This is a genomic window from Candidatus Marivariicella sp. (assembly GCF_983056325.1).
In genome coordinates, this window is record NZ_CEZOWA010000013.1 from 1 (window position 1) to 19,163 (window position 19,163).

Annotated in this window: 16 protein-coding genes and 1 tRNA gene; 11 read left to right on the forward strand and 6 right to left on the reverse strand. The window is 29.7% G+C overall.

Translation table 11 applies throughout. From position 1 onward, the window contains the following. Positions 1 to 315: 315 nt before the first annotated feature. Positions 316 to 388 (reverse strand) — tRNA-Phe (locus AC3ATN_RS05500). Between the two features lie 101 nt (positions 389 to 489). Here AC3ATN_RS05500 and AC3ATN_RS05505 point away from each other — a divergent pair. The 7 genes from AC3ATN_RS05505 (at position 490) to AC3ATN_RS05535 (ending at position 8,122) form a co-directional block, all read left to right on the forward strand. Beyond that, positions 490 to 1,221 (forward strand): type III pantothenate kinase, encoded by a 732-nt coding sequence (locus tag AC3ATN_RS05505; RefSeq protein ID WP_487532232.1) that lies wholly within the window; start codon positions 490 to 492, stop codon positions 1,219 to 1,221. Continuing rightward, entirely contained in the window at positions 1,218 to 2,471 is a 1,254-nt protein-coding gene (gene bamG / locus AC3ATN_RS05510) for a BamG family beta-barrel-assembly machinery protein (protein ID WP_487532233.1), read from the forward strand. The genes AC3ATN_RS05505 and bamG overlap by 4 nt, the downstream gene beginning before the upstream one ends. A 13-nt stretch (positions 2,472 to 2,484) precedes the next feature. Beyond that, positions 2,485 to 3,870: a hypothetical protein gene (locus AC3ATN_RS05515; RefSeq protein WP_487532234.1), complete on the forward strand. Its 1,386-nt coding sequence runs from the start codon at positions 2,485 to 2,487 to the stop codon at positions 3,868 to 3,870. Then, the gene (gene lptC / locus AC3ATN_RS05520; RefSeq protein ID WP_487532235.1) at positions 3,870 to 4,430 is read left to right on the forward strand and encodes an LPS export ABC transporter periplasmic protein LptC; all 561 of its coding nucleotides are present in this window, start codon (positions 3,870 to 3,872) and stop codon (positions 4,428 to 4,430) included. The genes AC3ATN_RS05515 and lptC overlap by 1 nt, the downstream gene beginning before the upstream one ends. A 9-nt stretch (positions 4,431 to 4,439) precedes the next feature. Further along, positions 4,440 to 4,631 carry a hypothetical protein gene (locus AC3ATN_RS05525; protein WP_487532236.1) on the forward strand — a complete coding sequence of 64 codons (192 nt, stop codon included), beginning with the start codon at positions 4,440 to 4,442 and terminating at the stop codon, positions 4,629 to 4,631. A gap of 5 nt (positions 4,632 to 4,636) precedes the next feature. Continuing rightward, positions 4,637 to 5,911 carry a hemolysin family protein gene (locus AC3ATN_RS05530; protein WP_487532237.1) on the forward strand — a complete coding sequence of 425 codons (1,275 nt, stop codon included), beginning with the start codon at positions 4,637 to 4,639 and terminating at the stop codon, positions 5,909 to 5,911. Between the two features lie 90 nt (positions 5,912 to 6,001). Next, positions 6,002 to 8,122, forward strand: a complete 2,121-nt coding sequence (locus tag AC3ATN_RS05535; RefSeq protein ID WP_487532238.1) for a peptidylprolyl isomerase — start codon at positions 6,002 to 6,004, stop codon at positions 8,120 to 8,122. Position 8,123: 1 nt separating this feature from the next. Here AC3ATN_RS05535 and AC3ATN_RS05540 read toward each other — a convergent pair whose 3' ends face one another. After that, entirely contained in the window at positions 8,124 to 9,020 is an 897-nt protein-coding gene (locus AC3ATN_RS05540) for a GYDIA family GHMP kinase (RefSeq protein WP_487532239.1), read from the reverse strand. Continuing rightward, positions 9,021 to 10,325: a hydroxymethylglutaryl-CoA reductase, degradative gene (locus tag AC3ATN_RS05545; protein WP_487532240.1), complete on the reverse strand. Its 1,305-nt coding sequence runs from the start codon at positions 10,323 to 10,325 to the stop codon at positions 9,021 to 9,023. Positions 10,326 to 10,434: 109 nt separating this feature from the next. On the opposite strand from AC3ATN_RS05545, the gene AC3ATN_RS05550 reads away from it, so the two are divergent. From AC3ATN_RS05550 to AC3ATN_RS05560, 3 genes are read left to right on the forward strand one after another with little or no spacing between them, the layout of a single operon-like run. After that, the gene (locus AC3ATN_RS05550) at positions 10,435 to 12,591 is read left to right on the forward strand and encodes a S9 family peptidase (RefSeq protein WP_487532241.1); all 2,157 of its coding nucleotides are present in this window, start codon (positions 10,435 to 10,437) and stop codon (positions 12,589 to 12,591) included. Position 12,592: 1 nt separating this feature from the next. Then, positions 12,593 to 14,152, forward strand: coding sequence for a peptide MFS transporter (locus AC3ATN_RS05555; protein ID WP_487532242.1), 1,560 nt, complete (start codon positions 12,593 to 12,595; stop codon positions 14,150 to 14,152). Between the two features lie 11 nt (positions 14,153 to 14,163). Further along, positions 14,164 to 14,718 (forward strand): thioredoxin family protein, encoded by a 555-nt coding sequence (locus AC3ATN_RS05560; protein ID WP_487532243.1) that lies wholly within the window; start codon positions 14,164 to 14,166, stop codon positions 14,716 to 14,718. A 7-nt stretch (positions 14,719 to 14,725) separates the two neighbouring features. Here AC3ATN_RS05560 and lpxB read toward each other — a convergent pair whose 3' ends face one another. From lpxB to surE, 3 genes are read right to left on the reverse strand one after another with little or no spacing between them, the layout of a single operon-like run. Continuing rightward, complete coding sequence (gene lpxB, locus AC3ATN_RS05565; protein WP_487532244.1) at positions 14,726 to 15,838, reverse strand: lipid-A-disaccharide synthase; 1,113 nt, start codon at positions 15,836 to 15,838, stop codon at positions 14,726 to 14,728. 1 nt (position 15,839) lies between these two features. Further along, the gene (locus tag AC3ATN_RS05570; protein ID WP_487532245.1) at positions 15,840 to 16,121 is read right to left on the reverse strand and encodes a hypothetical protein; all 282 of its coding nucleotides are present in this window, start codon (positions 16,119 to 16,121) and stop codon (positions 15,840 to 15,842) included. Continuing rightward, positions 16,114 to 16,890, reverse strand: a complete 777-nt coding sequence (gene surE, locus AC3ATN_RS05575; RefSeq protein ID WP_487532246.1) for a 5'/3'-nucleotidase SurE — start codon at positions 16,888 to 16,890, stop codon at positions 16,114 to 16,116. The genes AC3ATN_RS05570 and surE overlap by 8 nt, the downstream gene beginning before the upstream one ends. A 140-nt stretch (positions 16,891 to 17,030) precedes the next feature. Here surE and AC3ATN_RS05580 point away from each other — a divergent pair, with 140 nt between their 5' ends. Next, positions 17,031 to 19,151 (forward strand): carboxy terminal-processing peptidase, encoded by a 2,121-nt coding sequence (locus AC3ATN_RS05580; RefSeq protein ID WP_487532247.1) that lies wholly within the window; start codon positions 17,031 to 17,033, stop codon positions 19,149 to 19,151. Positions 19,152 to 19,163 lie beyond the last annotated feature (12 nt).

Sequence of the window (19,163 nt, forward strand, 5' to 3'; positions counted from 1 at the left end):
TATATATAAACCAACCTTTTTAGTTGAGAAGATGATATTCCTAATTCTTTAGAAACAATATCTCTTGTTGAACTTCTGTTAGATTTAACAGAAGTTAAATCGGTTCGGTTCCCTGTCCTTTTCTGTAAAGATTATCAAGTGTTAGATGTTAAGTTATGTTCATCGTCCGGAGGGGAGCCTATAACTATAGAATAATTTATGATCTAACTTAATCTTTAGTTAATAGTGATACCATATTTGGAACAAGATTTGGAACAAATTGAGGGATATAAAATACAAAACCCTGTAAAATAAGAGACTTACAGGGTTAAAATGTGGTACCTCCAGGAATCGAACCAGGGACACAAGGATTTTCAGTCCTTTGCTCTACCAACTGAGCTAAGGTACCGGATTTTAAAGTGTAGCAAATATAATGGGCTTTTTAGACTAGAACAAATCATTACTAATAAAAATCTTTTGGTATTTTTGATTTATAGATAAATGATAGTTATGAATCTAGTTTTAGATATTGGAAATACCTTCTCTAAATATTCTGTTTTTAATATTGAAAAAATTCAGGATCATGGTTATTGGGCGACTGACAAGATAATTGAAGAATTTAAAACCTGGATAAAAAACAATCCTAATTGTAGATCTATTATAGTTTCAGATGTTTTTGGAATTGATAATTTTATTTTCGAGTCAATAGCTAAATGTAAAGTTATTTGGGTTTCACATAAAATTGAATTACCATTTAAAATAGAATATAAAACGCCTGAAACTTTGGGGGCAGACAGAATCAGTCTTATAAGTTCAGTAGTAGTTGAATACCCTAAAAAAAACTGTTTAGTTATTGATTTAGGAACTTGTATAACTTATGATTTTGTAAATGACCTTGGAGATTATTTTGGAGGATCAATAAGTCCAGGTTTTTCGCTAAGATATAAGAGTCTGAATTTATATACCTCAAAACTACCTCAATTAGATTTTCATTTGCCAGATAATTTTCATGGTACTTCGACAGAAAAAAGTATTCATTCCGGAATATATTATGGCATAAAAGCGGAGGTTGAAAATCAAATAGCATATTACACGAAAATTTATAAAAATTTAACAGTCATTTTAACAGGAGGAGACAGTGATAAGTTGGCAAACCAAATAAAAAATGGCATATTTGCCAATCATATTTTTTTAGCTAAGGGATTATATTCCCTTTTAAAATTGAATACAAAAGGATTTTGAAAAAAATAATTCTGTTTTTTATCGTTTTACTTAGTCTACCATCTTTTGCCCAAGTTGGAACCGGATCACCATACTCTTATATTGGTTTTGGTGAAACCAATTTTAGGGGAAATCATTTAAATAGAGCAATGGGTGGTATTGATGTTTACATAGACTCGATACATCCCAATATAAATAATCCTGCAAGCTATGGTATGTTAAAGGTGACCACATATTCTGTTGGTGTTAATTATCGAAACAATATTTTATCTAATAACTCAGAATCTCAAAAAGTTACTACTTCAGCCATAGACTACATTGGAGTCTCTATACCAACAAAACGTTTTGGATTTGGATTCGGAATTACTCCTTTTAGTTCAGTTGGCTATTTGCTTGAAGAAGTAACACAAACAAATCAGATTGATGCAATCAACAGATTTACAGGTGAAGGTGGAATAAATAATGCTTTTTTAAATATTGGGTTTAAAGCTGCAAAAGGTTTAAATATTGGACTTTCAACAAATTATGGATTTGGAGACATAACATACAGAAAAACTCAAATAATTGATGGTATTGAAAATGGAACATATCTTGAGAGTAATTCAAGTTTGTCAGGGATAAATTTTAAAGCTTCTGTTGGTTTTACTATTCCGTTTCAAAACTTAGAATTTCATGGATTAGTTAGCTTTAGCCCAGAATCTAAACTCACCTCACAAAACGTTCAGATTGTCTATACTAGATCCCTCCTTAATGGAGACCAGTTGGGAGACTTTGAGGAGACGGATTTAGCTAAAAGGGGTCTTGATAAAACTAAATTTATACTTCCAAGAACATATTCAATTGGTTTGGGTATTGGAAAAGATAAGAAATGGTTCCTTGGTTCTCAATATAATAAATCTAATAATAGTAGTTTCATAAATGAATTTGTAAATCAAGAAAGTATAACCTACGAGGATGCAGCAAGATTTGGACTTGGTGGTTTTTACATACCTGAATATACATCTATAACATCTTATTGGAAAAGGATAGTTTATCGATTTGGTTTTAGATTTGAAGATAAGGGGTATCAAATAAACAATCAGTCAATTAAAGAAAATGGTATTACATTTGGGTTAGGTTTGCCAATGGCAGGGTATTCAAATACAAATGTTACTTTTGAAATTGGTAAACTTGGAACAAAAAACAGTAATTTAATTGAAGAAAATTATTGGGCAGTTAGATTTGGATTTTCGCTCAATGATATTTGGTTCATAAAAAGAAAGTATAACTAACAAAACAGAAGACATGAAGATTTTTAAATACCTTTTAATCTCATATTTATTGACCTTCAACTTTGCGAATGGTCAATCGAACGAAAAATGTTTGAATAACTTATCAATTTTTGCAGAATCTGCAAAAATTAAAAATTACGATGCCGCCTATGACCCTTGGATTTTAGTTCTGAATGAATGTCCAAAATTAAATCTAGCAATTTACTCTTATGGCGAAAGAATTTTGAAATATAAAATAAAAAATTCCACTAACGAAGAACAGCAGTCTTTTAAAAAAGATCTTATTTCTCTATACGATGACTGGATAATTAATTTTCCTGAAAGAAAAGGGATAAGTAAAGTGGGGAGCATATTAAGTACAAAAGCGCAAGCATTAATAGATTATAAAATGGCTGATAACGCTGGAGTTTATGAAGTTTTTGACGAGGCATATAAAAAAGATCCAGCAAGTTTTACAAACCCTAAAGGTTTGTACAACTATTTTGACACTCTATATAAGTTATACAAGGACACAGATACTAATGTAACAACAGAACTTTTGTTCAATATGTATGAAGAAATATCTGAAAAATTTGAGTTTGAATCAACCAATCTATCAAAAAAATTAGATAAAATTTTAATAAAGGAGGAGAATGGTAAACCTCTTACTAAAAGAGAAATAAAAAACAAAAGAGTATATAACGTTAACTCAAGAGCTATTGGTATATTTTTATCGAATTTAGATGCAATAATTGCTATCGAGGCTACATGCAAAAACTTAATTCCACTATATCAAAGAAATTTTGAGGAAAATAAATCAGACCCAACATGGTTGAAAAGAGCTGCAAGTAGAATGGATAGCAAAGAATGTTCAGATGATCCACTGTTTGTGACTCTTGTTGAGGCTCTTCATAATTTGGATCCATCCGCTGACTCGGCATATTATCTTGGCTTATTGAATGACAAAAAAGGTAAAAGTTCTGAGGCTTTAGGATACTTCGAAGAATCAATTTCATTAGAAACAGATCAATATAAAAAAGCAAAAATTTTATATAAAATTGCTGTTAAATTTAAAAACAGTGGTCGAAAACAATCAGCTAGAAAATATGCTCAAAAAGCACTAAGGAATCAACCTTCAATGGGACGTGCGTATTTACTTATAGCAAATCTTTATGCTTCAAGTGCTAATGATTGTGGTAAAAATCAATTTGATAAACGTGCAATATATTGGTTAGCAGCTGATGTTGCAAGAAAAGCTGGTAGAGTAGATGCATCAATTAAAAAGTCCGCAATAAAAACTGCTGAAAGTTATATGGGAAGAGCGCCAAGTAAAACTGATATATTTTCTCAGGCAAATGAAGGCACTAAAATTACCTTTAATTGTTGGGTTGGAGCCAGCATTACTGTACCGAAATTATAATGTTTAAAAACTTATTAAAAAAGATAAATAGAGTATCTATATTATCAATAATATTTTTTTATTCATGTTTAGATAATAAACAAGCTCTTACAGAAATAAATTTATACGAAAAAGAACCTATTGGAACAGCTTCCAATGTAAGAATGGTATATACAGACTCAATGAGAGTATCGGCAATTTTAACAGCTAGTAAGCATATCGACTTTACAAACCTTTCTTTTAAATATTCTGAATTCCCCGAGGGAGTTAAAGTAGTTTTTTATGATGAAAATGAAAATGAAAATGTAGTTACAGCCGATTATGCCATTATGTATGATTTAACAAAATTAATTGATTTACAGGGAAATGTTTTGATTAAATCAAATAATGGTGCGGAACTGACTTCAGATCAGATTTATTGGGACTCCTCTAATAATTGGGTTTTTACAGAGTTTCCATTCGATTTTAAAGATTCAGATTATGAGATATCAGCAACTAGATTGGATACTAATAAAGAATTTAGTAAATTCAAAACAGGAAGACTTACGGGTACTATTGCAGTTAGAGACTCTGTAAAATAAAAATTGAAAATGAAAAGACTTTTAATATCTGAAATTTTATATTGGGTAATTGCTACAATCTCTCTTTTTCAAGTTTCCCAAAATTGGCAATTAAACAGGCAAAAGTCCTATATTTTCATATTTTTTGTTGTTGTTTCTGTTTTTATGGCCCTTTTTCGTAGATACTTTCGAAAAAAATATTCCAAAAATAAATCAGACTAAGACTGATGATAATTACTGATTTTATAATTATTTTTTCATTATTATTTTCTGCCTTCTTCTCTGGGTTAGAAATTGCCTTTGTTTCATCTAATAGATTGTTTTTAGAAATCCAAAAAAAACAAAAGGGATATAGTTCCAGACTTTTAAAAAAATGTACTAAAAATCCTTCTAGATTTATTGCTACTATGTTAGTGGGGAACAATATATCATTAGTTATCTATGGGATTTTCATGGGTGAGAGAATAATAAGCATTCTATTTCCAGAGATTAATACTCAAAATCAAATCAGACTTGATATTTTATTATATCAAACCATAATTTCAACACTTATAATATTAATAACGGCTGAATTTCTACCAAAAGTTTTTTTTAGGTTATATGCTCATAAATCAATCAAGGTTTTTGCAATACCTGCAGCTTTTTTCTTCTATTTGTTCAGCCCTTTCACTTCTGCCATAATAAATTTAACAGACTGGATTTTAAAAAATATTTTTAAAACAAAGTCTGATAAAGTTCAGCTATCTTTCTCCAAACTTGAATTGGGAGATTATATTGAAAATCAAATAGAAAGTGCGAGAAATAAAGATCGGATTGATCCAGAAATTCAAATATTTCAAAATGCACTAGATTTTTCAGACCTACGATCTAGAGAAACGATGGTTCCGAGAACTGAAATAATTGCAGTTGATATTTACACGGGATCAGCAGAACTAAAAGAAATATTTATAAAAACAGGCTTTTCTAAAATCCCAATTTACAGAGGATCTATAGATAATATTGTAGGGTACATCCATGCATTTGAAATGTTTAAACTCCCAAAAAAAATAGAAGATATTATTTTACCTGTTTCATTTGTTCCTGAACCAATGAAAATAAATAAGGTTTTAGAACTTCTTTCTAAACAAAGAAGTAGCATGGCAATTGTTTTAGACGAATACGGTGGAACATCTGGATTAATCACGGTTGAAGATATCGTTGAAGAATTATTTGGAGAGATTGAGGACGAACATGATCAAATTGATCATATAGAAAAAGTTATTTCAAAAAATAAGTTTGAGTTCTCTACAAGACTTGAGGTTGATTATATCAATCAAAATTATCAGCTGGGTATTATCGAAAACGAATTATATGAAACATTAGGCGGATGGATCGTGTTTCATACCGAAGAAATTCCTGACGAGCTGGATATTATTGATATAGATAATTTTAAAATTACAATATTAGAAGTTTCGTCCACTAAAATTGAAAAGATATTTTTAGAGTTAAATGAGGATATTTAACCTAGTGAGGAACTTATTTTTAAGATTTTAATTTTTTAAAACCCTATGGAAATTGTAAATTCGCAATCGATCCAAAACTAAAATATAATTATGGCTGTACTAGGACAAATCAGGCAAAGATCATTTTTTTTAATTATTGTTATAGGGATGGCACTTTTTGCCTTTGTAATCTCAGGTGTATTTACCAGTAATTTAGATAACACATCTCCTTCAGACCCTATAGCCGTTATTAATGATGCAGAAGTTGACATAGATCTTTTTAGATTTAATGTTGAGCAAACAGAAAGAAATTATAATTACTCAACACTTCAATCTGTTTCATTGGTTTGGGATCAAACAATAAGAAATACTATTCTGAATCAAGAATACAAAATATTGGGAATAGATGCTGGAAAGGCGCAACTAGAAGAAATAATTAGTTCAAATAATGCTTTCTTGAATGATAGTCGATTCTTGAATGAATCTGGTTTCTTTGATTTCGGCTTGTTCACAAACTTTATAGTTTCAATGAAAACCAATAATCCGGATGGATATGAAAATTGGAAATCTCAAGAAGCAAATCTTATCGGTTTAGCAAAAGAAAAAATTTACCTTGATTTAGTCAAATCAAGTGCAGGTTTTACAAATTATGAAGGAAAAAATGCATATCATATGGAAAATGATCAGGTTTCTATTGAATACATTCAGCTTCCATATGCACAGATACCAGATAGTCTAATATCAATTTCTGATAAAGAAATTAAAAATTATATTTCTGAAAATCCTGATAAATTTAAAAGAGAGCCTACTAGGTCAGTTAGATATGTTTTGTTTAGTGAAGAAGCTTCAGAGCAAGATATCGTTAATCAAAGAAATTACTTGGAGTCAATCATTGAAAATAAAATAGAATATAATGATGTTTCAAAACTTAATGACACAATAATAGGTTTTAAAAATATTAAAAATGTTTCTGATTTTATTTCTCAATATTCTTCTGAGCCATTCGATTCTATATTTAAACCCAAAGGCCAGTTATCTAGCGAGTATGCAGAAATTTTGTTTAACCTTTCTAAAGGGGAAGTTTTTGGTCCCTACAAGGATGGTGATAATTTTAAAATATCTAGAATTATAGATAGAAAAAAAGGAGGTTCTATACGTGCAAGTCACATACTTGTTGCATATGAGGGTTCTGAAAAGTCTAACCCATCAATTGTTAGGAGTAAGGATGATGCAAAAAGAAAAGCTAGTAGTCTTTTTAGAAAAATAAGAAGGAATCCTAGGCTTTTTGAAGAATTAGTCAAAGATAATTCAGATGGGCCATCAAATGTTTTAGGTGGGGATTTAGGTTTTTTCCAAGAGGGTTACATGGCTCAAGAGTTTTATGATTTTGCAAATAAAAATAAAATTGGTAAAATTGGATTAGTGGAAACAGAGTTTGGATTTCACATAATCAATATAAAAGAAAAACAAGATATTTTATTAATGGCCGATGTTGTGCAGCCAATAGTCCCCTCTGAATTAACCTCAAACAGTATATTTAAGTTAGCAACAACTTTTGAAATGGAGACAATCAAGGCTAAAAAAAATGAATTTATTTCCATAGCCGAATCACAAAAAATAGACGTAAGACAAGTCGATTACGTCAATATTTTAGATGATAATCTTCCTGGTTTACCAAATCAAAGACAAATTGTACAATGGTCATTTAATTCAGACTCCAATGTGGGTGATATTAGAAAATTCACGCTTTCTTCAGGCGGTTATGTTATTGTTCAAATAACAAAAATAAGAGATATGAAAACTGCTGATGTTGACGAAGCAAGACTTGATGTTTTTGAAGTTCTGAAGAATGAAAAAAAAGCTAAAATTTTAAGGGCTAAATACGATAAATTTACTTCTCTAGAAGAGCTATCTAAAAATTCAGATTCAGAGATTCAATCTGCCTCAGCTTTAACCCAATTAAATGCTGTTTTAGTCGGGTCAGGTCAAGAGCCATATGTTATTGGAGCTGCATTTTCTCTTAAAGAGAAGCAGATATCTAATTTTATAAGTGGAAAAAAAGGTTTATATAAAATAAAATTAATAACTAAAAAGATTGCTGAGGATTTAGCAAATTATTCTGCCTATTCTAATACTCTTAAGTCGGCTGAAAATGCTAGAATAAACATAGCAATCTACGAAGCTTTAAAATCATCAGCTTTTATTGTGGACAACAGATCACTTTACTATTAATTTATAAAATAAAGTCATTAAAATTGTAGCCTATATTAAAACCCTTTCTTTTGAAATACTCTAAAGAGTTGATTGGTCCTATTGCTAGAAAAAAATCACCTCCCCATGCCCCGAGACTTTTAACAGCCCCTTTATAATCAGGAAATTTCTCAATAAGAGGATTTATTTTCAACAGTTTACTTATAATTTTTTCATGACAATTAATTGAATTTGTAAATTCATCTACATTTAAAGCAGATAATAAATCAAGACTTATCTTAGATATTTTTTCTAATGTTGACTTTTCGATAGAAATCTTTTTTTTAAAATCTTTAATTGATTTCTGACTATTTTGTTTATTATTTTGATATATAAAAAATAAATTATTTTTAAATTTTGGATTAAATACTACAGGTTTTATTATTTGTTTATTTGAATTCAGTGAAAATAAAATGGGAGAGTTATTTGACGCACAAGCAATATCATACCCGCTCCCTCCAAATGTTTCGTTCAATAACTTATATGGGTCGATTTTCGCCCACTGAGCTAGATTATTTATTAAGGTTGAAGAAGAGCCTAACCCCCACCTAAAATCGAAATCAAGAGACGTTATTATTGTTTTTCCAGAACGCAAAATATCTCTATTCAATTCTCGAACAATTATTAATATTTTTTGAAGTCTTTTTGCAATATTAATCTCATTAGTTTTAATGATATTTAAATTATCAATTTTAAAGTCACAATTGAACCAAACTTTTTTATCCATATTGAAACTAATCCATTCTATTAAATCATCATTTCGATTGTGAATTAATAGGTTCTGCCCCATTTTTGTTGGAAGGCCAATTCCGACTGCTCCATATAAAATACCATACTCTCCACTAAGTAAAACTTTACCATTACTATAATAGTTATTCATTTACAATGATCTTATAAATTTTTCAACCTTTTTATGACTAACAATATCGTTTTTAAAATATTCAATCGCCTTTAACTTTTCCTCTTTTTTGACTCCTATTTGATTTAAAATGTTCAATAGATGCATTTTCATATGACCTTTCTGAATTCCAGATGTAATTAATGAGCGAATAGCTGCAAAATTTTGTGCTAATCCGGCAACGCAAATTATTTTCATTAATTCTTTAGAATTTGGATTTTTTAATAGTTCCAACGACCATTTTACAAGAGGATGTAGATTAGTTAATCCTCCGACAGTACCAACAGATAAAGGAATTGTAATCTCTAAAGTAAAGATGTTATCTATAATACTAGCCTTAGTGAGACCTTCATAAGAACCATTTTTTGAAGCATATGCATGAATTCCAGACTCAATAGCACGAAAGTCATTTCCTGTGGCTATAGCAACTGAATCAATCCCATTCATTATACCCTTGTTGTGAGTAACAGCTCTGTATTTATCAATTTCTGAAATCTTAACTGCTTGAACAAACTTTTTCGCAAATTCATCGGGTGATAACTGACCATTTTCACCAAGATCTTTCACAGGGCAACTTACCCAGCTTTTGACGAGACAATTAGGAACATAGTTTGATAAAATACTCATTATAATATCCAAATCATTGCCATCAATCAAATTAGATTTTAAGGATAAATCTTTCATAGACGAGGCTATTATCTCTAAACAGGAGTTTATAAAATTAGCTCCCATTGAATCCACAGTATTAAACTTTACACAAATCTTAAAATAGTTATCTAGAGCATTTGTTTTATCGTTTAACTCAATGGATAATATACCTCCTCCTCTAATTTTCATATTAGAAGTAATTTCATCACATTTTTCTAAAAGGATGCTTTTGTTTTTTTCAAAAAAAGCAACTAAATTTTTCTTAATTCCACTGTAAGTGAAATGAATATGACCAATTTTTTCGATATCTATAACTTTTGCATTAAATCCTCCTCGTTTCAACCAATACTTTGCAGAATTTGAGGCTGCAGCTATAACTGAGCTTTCTTCAATAACCATTGGAATTGTGTAGCTTTTATTATTTATTAAAAAATTAGGAGCAACACCCAAGGGCATGTAAAAGTTACTTAACGTATTTTCAATAAATTCATCATGTTTTAGTTGTATTTCTGGATTTAAGTTCCAATATGTACTAAGTTTTTTCTTGGCTTTTTCAGGATTATTAAAAAAAGATTTAGTTATCCACTCTATTTTTTCGGTTTTACTGAGTTTAGAAAATCCAGAGATCTCGTTTTTCATTTTTTCGTTTTAAAACTCAAAGATATGTATTTTCATTTCCAATCTTTTCAGAATGATTTTTTAAAACTATCTAATTTCCCTATTTTAGAACATTAAATCATTTAGATAAATGAAAAAAAAATTACTTGTATTATTTATTTTTGGAACTTTTCTTTTATCCGCTCAAAAGCAATTAAATTTGGATGATATTTGGAACGATAAATTCTCTCCAATCAGACTGGAATCATTAAATTCAATGAAAGATGGGAATAAGTATACTGTCATTGATTTAAGTAAGGGTTATTCAAAAATAATTTCACGATACTACGATTCTTCTAAAAATGAAGAAATAGTATTAAGCTCCAAAAATGAATTATTAGTCCCTTTTTTTACTGATTATAAATTTTCAAATGATGAGCGAAATATATTAATAACAACCAAAGAAGAGAAAATATATAGGCGTTCAATCAAAGGTATTTTTTGGGTTTACAATAGAAAAGATAAATCATTAAAAATGGTTTACAGTAAAAAAATTCAAGAACCCCATTTTTCTCCTGATGGAAATAAAGTTGCCTTTGTTTTTAATAGAAACCTTTTTATTAAAAATTTAATTGATAATACAATTATTCAAGTAACAAACGATGGAGATGAGCAAACTATCAATGGAATAACAGATTGGGTATATGAAGAAGAGTTTGGATTTGTTAGAGCATTTGAATGGAGTTCAGATAGTTCAAGAATAGTTTATATGCGATTCGACGAATCAAAAGTTCCTTTATTTTCAATGGATATTTATGGAACTAATTTGTATCAATATCCATATAAATTTAGATATCCAAAGGCTGGAGAATCAAACTCAAAAGTATCACTTCATCTTTTTTATCCTAAAGAAAGCAAGAAATCTAAAGTTATTTTAAATGAAAATTTAAATCCATATTATATTCCTAAAATAAAATTTACTAACGATCCTTCTCTTTTAACGATTCAGACTCTCAATAGAAAACAAAATGATTTGAAACTTCACCTATATAATATTAAGACAAGTAAATCAAAGCTTTTAATTGAAGAAAAATCTACTCAATATGTTGATGTAAAAAACGATTTGAATTTTTTAGAGAATAATAACTTCTTTTGGTTAAGTGAGAGAGATGGATATAATCATATTTATCATTTCAACATAAAAGAAAATATTCTTAAACAAATTACTCGTGGGAATTGGGAGGTTACATCTTTATATAAGTTTAATCAAAAGACAAAAGAAATTTATTTTGGTGCTGCAAAATCATCATCGATTGAAAGAGGTGTTTATTCTATAGATTTTAATAGTTTAAGTATGAGACCATTAACAAATGAGTCGGGATACAATGGGGCTATTTTCAGTTCAGATGGAAGTACGTTTATACACACTTATTCTGATCAAATAACCCCACCGAAATATACTTTGAAGTCCTCTAAAAATGGATCTACAATAAAAGTTCTTCTTGATAATACAGAATTAAAAAATAAACTAAAGACATATAATCTTCCAGATAAAGAATTTACAGAATTAAGAATCAATGGAAACGACCTTAATATGTACTTTATAAAACCTATAAACTTTAATCCATCAAAAAAATATCCTTTGTTATTTTTTCAATATTCTGGACCTGGGTCTCAACAAGTGACAAATAGATGGGGGAATAATAGAGATTTGTGGCATAAAATGCTAACTCAAAAAGATTATATCATAGCCTGTGTTGACGGAAGGGGAACAGGTTTTAAGGGAGAATATTTTAAAAAAATGACATATTTAAAATTGGGTGAATTAGAAACTCAAGATCAAATATCAGCTGCTAAAAAGCTTTCATTACTCCCGTACATAGATGAAAATAGAACTGGCATATGGGGTTGGAGTTATGGAGGCCATATGGCCACCCATTCGTTATTACTTGGTAACGATGTTTTTGAAATGGCCATTGCTGTTGCCCCTGTAACCAATTGGAGGTTTTATGATACAATATATACTGAGCGTTTTATGAGAACCCCCCAAGAAAACCCTGGAGGATATGACTTAAACTCTCCAATAAATTATGCTGACAGATTGAAGGGAAAATATTTACTAATTCATGGTTCAGGTGATGATAATGTACATGTTCAAAATTCAATGAGAATGATTAAAGCTCTAATTGATGCCAACAAACAATTTGAATGGATGATTTATCCTGATAAAAATCATGGAATTTACGGGGGAAATACACAAAACCATCTCTATTCAAAAATGACTAATTTTATCCTAAATAATTTATGAGATGAATTCTATATATAACGGAAGTGAACTAAATCAAAAAACAATCCTGGGACAACCCTCCGGACTTTATATTTTATTTTTCACTGAAATGTGGGAAAGATTTTCTTATTATGGAATGCGAGCAATTTTGGTTCTTTTTTTAGTTTCGTCTATTACTGAAGGTGGATGGGGATGGGAGAGAAGTGAAGCGCTTGCCTTATACGGAATATATACTGGACTTGTATACATTACTCCAATTTTTGGAGGATTCATTGCAGATAAATTTTTGGGATATAGAAAAGCTGTAATAATAGGTGCATTAGTTATGACCCTTGGCCATGCAGCTATGACTTTGGAAGTATTTAATGGGTTTTTTCTATATCTGGGGTTAGTTTGCTTAATCATAGGTAATGGGTTTTTTAAGCCAAATATAAGTTCAATTGTAGGTCAATTATATAAAACCGAAGGTCAAGATAAAGATGCCGGATATACTATTTTTTATATGGGAATTAATTCAGGGGCATTTTTAGGAATTTTATTGTGTGGTTATATTGGTGAAAATATAGGCTGGCATTATGGATTTGGATTAGCTGGAATTTTTATGTTTTTGGGCATGCTACAATTTTATTATGCCCAAGAGATATTTGGTTCGATAGGAGTTTTTGACAATTCAAATTCACTTGAAGAATCTGATGATAACTTACTTAATAATAAAAATAAAGTTTCTTCAAATATAATATTTGATAGACTTTTAGTAATTGTTATTTTTTCTTTTTGTGTAATATTTTTTTGGTGGGCTTTTGAACAAGCTGGTGGATCAATGACGATTTTTGCCGCTGATTATACGGATAGACTTTTAGAAGGCAATGGCGCTTTTATATTTAAAATATTCAACTCATTGATTACTATTGTCCCAATGATAATTATAAGTTATATAATTTATTTGCTTAGCTTAAATACTTATTCAACCTATAAACTGTCTAATATTTTTTTAATTCTAAGTTTTATAATTATTTGGTTTATTATAATTTGGATGTTAGGTAGAGAGTTTAAAAATCAATCTACTGAAGTTCCAGCTTCATGGTATGCGATTTTAAATTCTTTTTATATAATAGTATTTGCTCCTCTTGTTTCTAAAGTATGGCAAAGCAAGTATAACATATCTGGACCGTTCAAATTCGGTTTTGGACTTATATCATTAGCTATAGGTTTTGCTATTTTAGCATATGGTTCAATCGATATTCCATTAGGAGCAAAAACTGCATCTGTAAGTATGATTTTCCTAATACTTGCCTATTTTTTTCATACGATGGGAGAGTTGTGTGTTTCACCTGTTGGTTTGTCATATGTAAGTAAGTTGGCACCGAAAAACCTAGTAGGTTTAATGTTTGGGGTTTGGTTTGTTGCCAACTTTATAGCAAATACTGCTGCAGGATTTACCGGAAGTTATATTGATCCAATTGTTGAGGATTACGGAATGAGTATTTTCTTCCTTATGTTTACAATAATACCAACAGCCGCTGGAATTGTTATGCTTATAGCAAATAAAAAAATAGTCAAAATGATGCACGGAGTTAACTAAGATTAATATATATGTCTTTTAAATTTAAGATAATTTTTATTTTAGTTTTTTGTTCGCAATATTCACTGATTGGACAAGAAATTAATTGGATGACCTTAAACCAGGCTTTGGCAGCTCAAAAGAGTGAGCCAAAAAAAATAATGATGGATGTTTACACTGTTTGGTGCGGTCCTTGTAAACTAATGGATAAAAAAACTTTCACAAACCCTGACCTGGTGAACTATGTAAACCAATTTTATTATGCAGTTAAATTTAATGGAGAAGGTAACGAAAAAATTAGTTTTTTTGGTAATAATTTTGAAAACCCAAACTATGACGAGTCAAGAAAATCAAGAAGAAATAGCACACATCAATTTAGTCAATTTCTGGGTGTAAACGGATATCCTACTACCATATTCTTAAGTGAGAAAGGAGATTTGATTACACCTGTCGTTGGGTATTTAAATACTCATCAAATGGAATTATATTTAAAGATGATAAAACAGGGAGATTATCAAGTTTTTTCAACAGCCCAGGATTTTGAAAAGTACAAGAAATTTTTTCGACCTAGATTTAGAATCAAATGATGATATTTTATTTAGAGATGCTTTTAAATATCAAATCAGAGGTTATTTTACTAGCTCCACCTTTATCTAAAAGTTGATATAAATTTTTGTAATCTTTTTTCATTGTAATTATCTTATTAGTAGTTAAAATTTTTCTTAGAGAGTCTGATATTTTTTTGGAATTACAATTTGTTTGGATGAGTTCTTGAACTACCTCTTTGTTCATGATAATATTTACTAATGAAATGTACTTCAATTTGACAACATTCTTAGCGATAAAATAACTTAGTAAACTACTTTTATAACAAACAATCTGAGGAGTTCCAATTAATGCAGTTTCTAATGTTGCGGTTCCGCTTGTTACAATACAAGCTTTAGATATTTTTATAAGATTATAAGTTTCATTAAAAACCACTGGTATTGAGGAATTTTTAAGAATTTTATTATAGTCTCCAATTGCTCTTCCAGGAGCACCAGCAATGACAAATTGATAATCAGGAAATTGATCTTGAATCTTAATAAGTTCTGGTAAAACTTTATTTATTTCTTGTTTTCTACTTCCAGGTAAAAATGAAATTATAGGTCTTTTAAGATCTAAACCAATTTTTCTAACAGCATTCTCATTGACATATAATTTTGGAATATGCTCCATTAGTGGATGTCCAACATAATTAACTTTGTAGTTATGCTTCTTTTCAAAAAAATCTTTTTCAAATGGTAAAATAACATACAATGAATCTATATTTTTTTTCATTGAAGCTACTCTACTTTCATTCCATGCCCAGACCTGTGGACTTATGTAGTAGTGATTTTTATATCCTTTTTCTCTAGCCCATTTGGCAATTCTTAAATTAAACCCTGGATAATCAATATAAACAATCACATCTGGTTTGAAGTTACTTATGTCACTTTTACAGAATTTTAAGTTTTTATGAATCTTTGAAATATTTATTAAAACTTCCCAAAAGCCCATGAAGGATAATTCTCTATAATGTTTTACTAGTTCTCCGCCTACACTTTTCATCAAATCGCCACCCCAACAACGAATTTCGGCATTCTCATCTTTAGATTTAATAGCATTTATCAAGTATTTCCCATGAAGATCTCCCGAGGCTTCTCCAGCGATAATGTAATATTTCATTTTAAAATACTTTTAAAACAACAATAAGTAATATTAAAAATAATGATAGTATTACTAGACCGGCTGCAAATGAGATTTTATTTTTTTTTATTGCAAATAAAAATAGTATTAAATTAATTAATGCACCTAAACTAATTAAGCTACCGAGCTTTTTTTGATAATACAATTGTTTCCAGCTATTCTCAATGGGTAGATCAGATAAAATTAGTGTTAAAAATATTATACATGAAGCAGTAGCTAGTGAACCGGTAATAAATCCAGTAAAAATCTCTTTTTTATTCAAAATTCCATGTATTTAATTCTTGAATTGCATGGTGAGCAGTTAGATCATATTGAACGGGAACAATAGAAATGAAGTTTTTACCTAGCGCAAATTCGTCAGTATCTTCCCCTTTGTCTTCATTAATAAATTCTCCAGTAAGCCAATAATAATCTTTACCCATTGGGTTTGTTCTTTTATCAAACTTTTCAATCCAATGCGCTCTGGCTTGCCTACAAACTTTAATACCATTTAATTCTTTTCGAGATGAAATTTTAGGTAAATTAACATTTAATACTACATTTTGCGGAATACCATTTTTTATTGCGTTTTCAGTAATACTTCTAACTGCTGGTTTTAGTGGTTCAAAGTTTGCTCCCCACCTGTAGTCTAATAATGAAAAACCTATAGCCGGAATCCCTTGTATTCCAGCTTCTAAAGCCGCACTCATTGTTCCTGAATAAATCACATTAATTGATGAATTTGATCCATGATTAATTCCTGACACACATATATCCGGTTTCCTGTCCAGTAACTCGTTGACTGCAAGTTTTACACAATCTGCTGGAGTCCCAGAACAGCTGAATTCTTTCTGCGGTCCTTTGTCTAATTTAATTTTTGTACAATGAAGAGTTGAGTTAATCGTTATTGCATGTCCCATTGCAGACTGAGGTCTATCTGGAGCAACAACAACAACTTCCCCAATTTTATTCATCACACCTATTAATGCGCGAATACCTGGGGCAGTTATTCCATCATCATTTGTTATGAGTATTAGTGGTCTTTTTGACATTTATTTTTTTGACATAAGATTAATATTTAATTAAGGTTTGATAAGACTTAATAATTTAAGATAAACTTTTGTTTTCTGATGCCATAAGGTTCTTCATTTTAGCTACATTTATGGTTAAATTTATAATTTTAAAACTCAATATGCGAATTTTTGATTTTGTATTTTCTTTATTATTTATTGTAAATCTTTTTTCTAGTTTTTCTCACCCAAAATTTAACAACTCAGATAAAGATAAATTACTCTTGGAGATTATAACTTACGTCATCAATAAAGGACATTATGATCCTAAAGAGATGAATGATGAATTTTCTAAAAATGTTTTCAATTCTTATTTAGAAACAATGGATGGACAGCACAGGTATTTACTAAAATCTGATATTGATAATTTTGGTAGATATAAATTAGAGATTGACAATCAATTAAAATCAGCAAAAGTTGATTTCTTCAATTTAACATATGATCAATACAAAATTCGGATTGAGCAAGTAAAAAATTTTTATCCAGGTTTACTAGTAAATCCGTTTGATTTCACGATCGATGAGTCAACAACCTTAAATTTTAAAGAAACACTTTATGCCAAAAATTTATCTCAATTAAAGGAAATTTGGAGGAAAAGATTTAAACTTTCAACACTCGATAGATTTGTAAGTAAAAAAGAGCAAGAATTATCCAAAAAAGACAGTGATCCTTCCTATGTTATTAGGAAAGATAGTATTCTTGAGAGAGAAGCAAGAATTCTAACTCGTCAAAATATAGATGAATATTTCGAAATGATAGGTGAGGTTACGCGAAAAGATTATTTCAACTTATTTGTTAACGCAGTTGTTTCAGAATTTGATCCTCATACATATTATTTTCCCCCTAAAGAAAAAGAACTATTTGACACAAGCATGTCTGGCAAGTTTGAAGGAATTGGTGCAAGATTATCTAAAAGACAAGAAAAGGTTAAAATAGTAGAGGTTATTTCTGGAGGACCAGTGTGGAAAAATAATTCGTTACAACCCGGTGACGAAATTTTAATGGTTGCCCAACCCAATGAAGATCCAATTGAAATATCTGGAATGAGACTAGATGATTCAATAAAATTAATAAAGGGTCCGAAAGGAACCAATGTAATTTTAACTGTAAAAAGAGTAAATGGAACTGTTGAGAATGTTACAATAGAGAGGGATGTGGTCATATTGGAAGAGTCCTATGCTAAAAGTGCAATCATAGAAAAAGATCAAAAGAAATTTGGCTTAATTGAACTCCCGAAGTTTTATGTTGATTTTAAAGATTATGGAGAACGCAATGCAGCAACAGATGTAAAAAAAGTATTAAATCAATTTAAAAACAATTCAGTAGATGGAATTGTTATTGATTTAAGAAATAATGGTGGGGGATCTTTGAAAACAGTTGTTGATATGACTGGATATTTTATTGATGAGGGTCCAGTTGTTCAAGTTAAAAGTACTGGAGGTAGAAAAGAAATTTTAAAGGATACAGATCCATCTTTAATATGGGATGGACCATTAGTTGTTTTAGTTAACGAGTTTTCTGCATCGGCATCTGAAATTTTAGCTGCAGCTCTTCAAGATTATCGAAGAGCTATTATATTAGGAAGTAATCAGACTTATGGAAAGGGAACAGTCCAAAATGTAATTGATTTAAATCAAATAATTAATTTGAATCAATATGGTGATTTAGGGGCTTTAAAGATTACTACAGACAAGTTTTATAGAATAAATGGTGGATCTACTCAGTTAGAAGGTGTGAAGAGTGATATCGTTTTTCCTAGCAGATATAATTCAATCAAGATTGGAGAGAAGGATCAACCAAACCCGTTAGTTTGGGATAGGATTAGTCCTGCAAATTATTCATCTTGGACAGAAATTATTCAGTATAATAATATAATTTCAAAAAGTAAAGATCGTATAGAAAATAATCCTTTGGTGAAATTGATACTAGAGCAAGGAGAATGGATTAAATTAAAACAAAATGATTTCACTTATAACTTAGAATATGAAAAGTATATTAATGAAAAAAATAAAGATAAATCTTATTCTCTCAGATTTAAAGCCCTAGAAGACTTTAATTCAGGATTATCTATCAAATGGCTTCCTGATTCGTATGAAAAAAATGGACCAACAAAGGATTTAGAAATAAGAAGAGATAGATGGGTGAAAGGACTAAAAAAAGATATTTATCTTGAAGAAGCTGTAAATATTTTAAGTGATTTAAACATAAGTTTTGAAAAAAAGATTTCACTTAATATAAATTGACTTAAGATTGAT

What these genes read in the sequence shown, in the direction of transcription:
- AC3ATN_RS05505 (WP_487532232.1), top strand. Translation starts at nt 490, where the DNA reads ATGAATCTAGTTTTAGATATTGGAAATACCTTCTCTAAATATTCTGTT.
- AC3ATN_RS05525 (WP_487532236.1), top strand. Translation starts at nt 4,440, where the DNA reads ATGAAAAGACTTTTAATATCTGAAATTTTATATTGGGTAATTGCTACA.
- AC3ATN_RS05515 (WP_487532234.1), top strand. Translation starts at nt 2,485, where the DNA reads ATGAAGATTTTTAAATACCTTTTAATCTCATATTTATTGACCTTCAAC.
- AC3ATN_RS05580 (WP_487532247.1), top strand. Translation starts at nt 17,031, where the DNA reads ATGCGAATTTTTGATTTTGTATTTTCTTTATTATTTATTGTAAATCTT.
- lpxB (WP_487532244.1), bottom strand. Translation starts at nt 15,838, where the DNA reads ATGAAATATTACATTATCGCTGGAGAAGCCTCGGGAGATCTTCATGGG.
- AC3ATN_RS05555 (WP_487532242.1), top strand. Translation starts at nt 12,593, where the DNA reads ATGAATTCTATATATAACGGAAGTGAACTAAATCAAAAAACAATCCTG.
- AC3ATN_RS05550 (WP_487532241.1), top strand. Translation starts at nt 10,435, where the DNA reads ATGAAAAAAAAATTACTTGTATTATTTATTTTTGGAACTTTTCTTTTA.
- lptC (WP_487532235.1), top strand. Translation starts at nt 3,870, where the DNA reads ATGTTTAAAAACTTATTAAAAAAGATAAATAGAGTATCTATATTATCA.
- AC3ATN_RS05545 (WP_487532240.1), bottom strand. Translation starts at nt 10,325, where the DNA reads ATGAAAAACGAGATCTCTGGATTTTCTAAACTCAGTAAAACCGAAAAA.
- AC3ATN_RS05560 (WP_487532243.1), top strand. Translation starts at nt 14,164, where the DNA reads ATGTCTTTTAAATTTAAGATAATTTTTATTTTAGTTTTTTGTTCGCAA.
- surE (WP_487532246.1), bottom strand. Translation starts at nt 16,890, where the DNA reads ATGTCAAAAAGACCACTAATACTCATAACAAATGATGATGGAATAACT.
- AC3ATN_RS05530 (WP_487532237.1), top strand. Translation starts at nt 4,637, where the DNA reads ATGATAATTACTGATTTTATAATTATTTTTTCATTATTATTTTCTGCC.
- AC3ATN_RS05535 (WP_487532238.1), top strand. Translation starts at nt 6,002, where the DNA reads ATGGCTGTACTAGGACAAATCAGGCAAAGATCATTTTTTTTAATTATT.
- AC3ATN_RS05540 (WP_487532239.1), bottom strand. Translation starts at nt 9,020, where the DNA reads ATGAATAACTATTATAGTAATGGTAAAGTTTTACTTAGTGGAGAGTAT.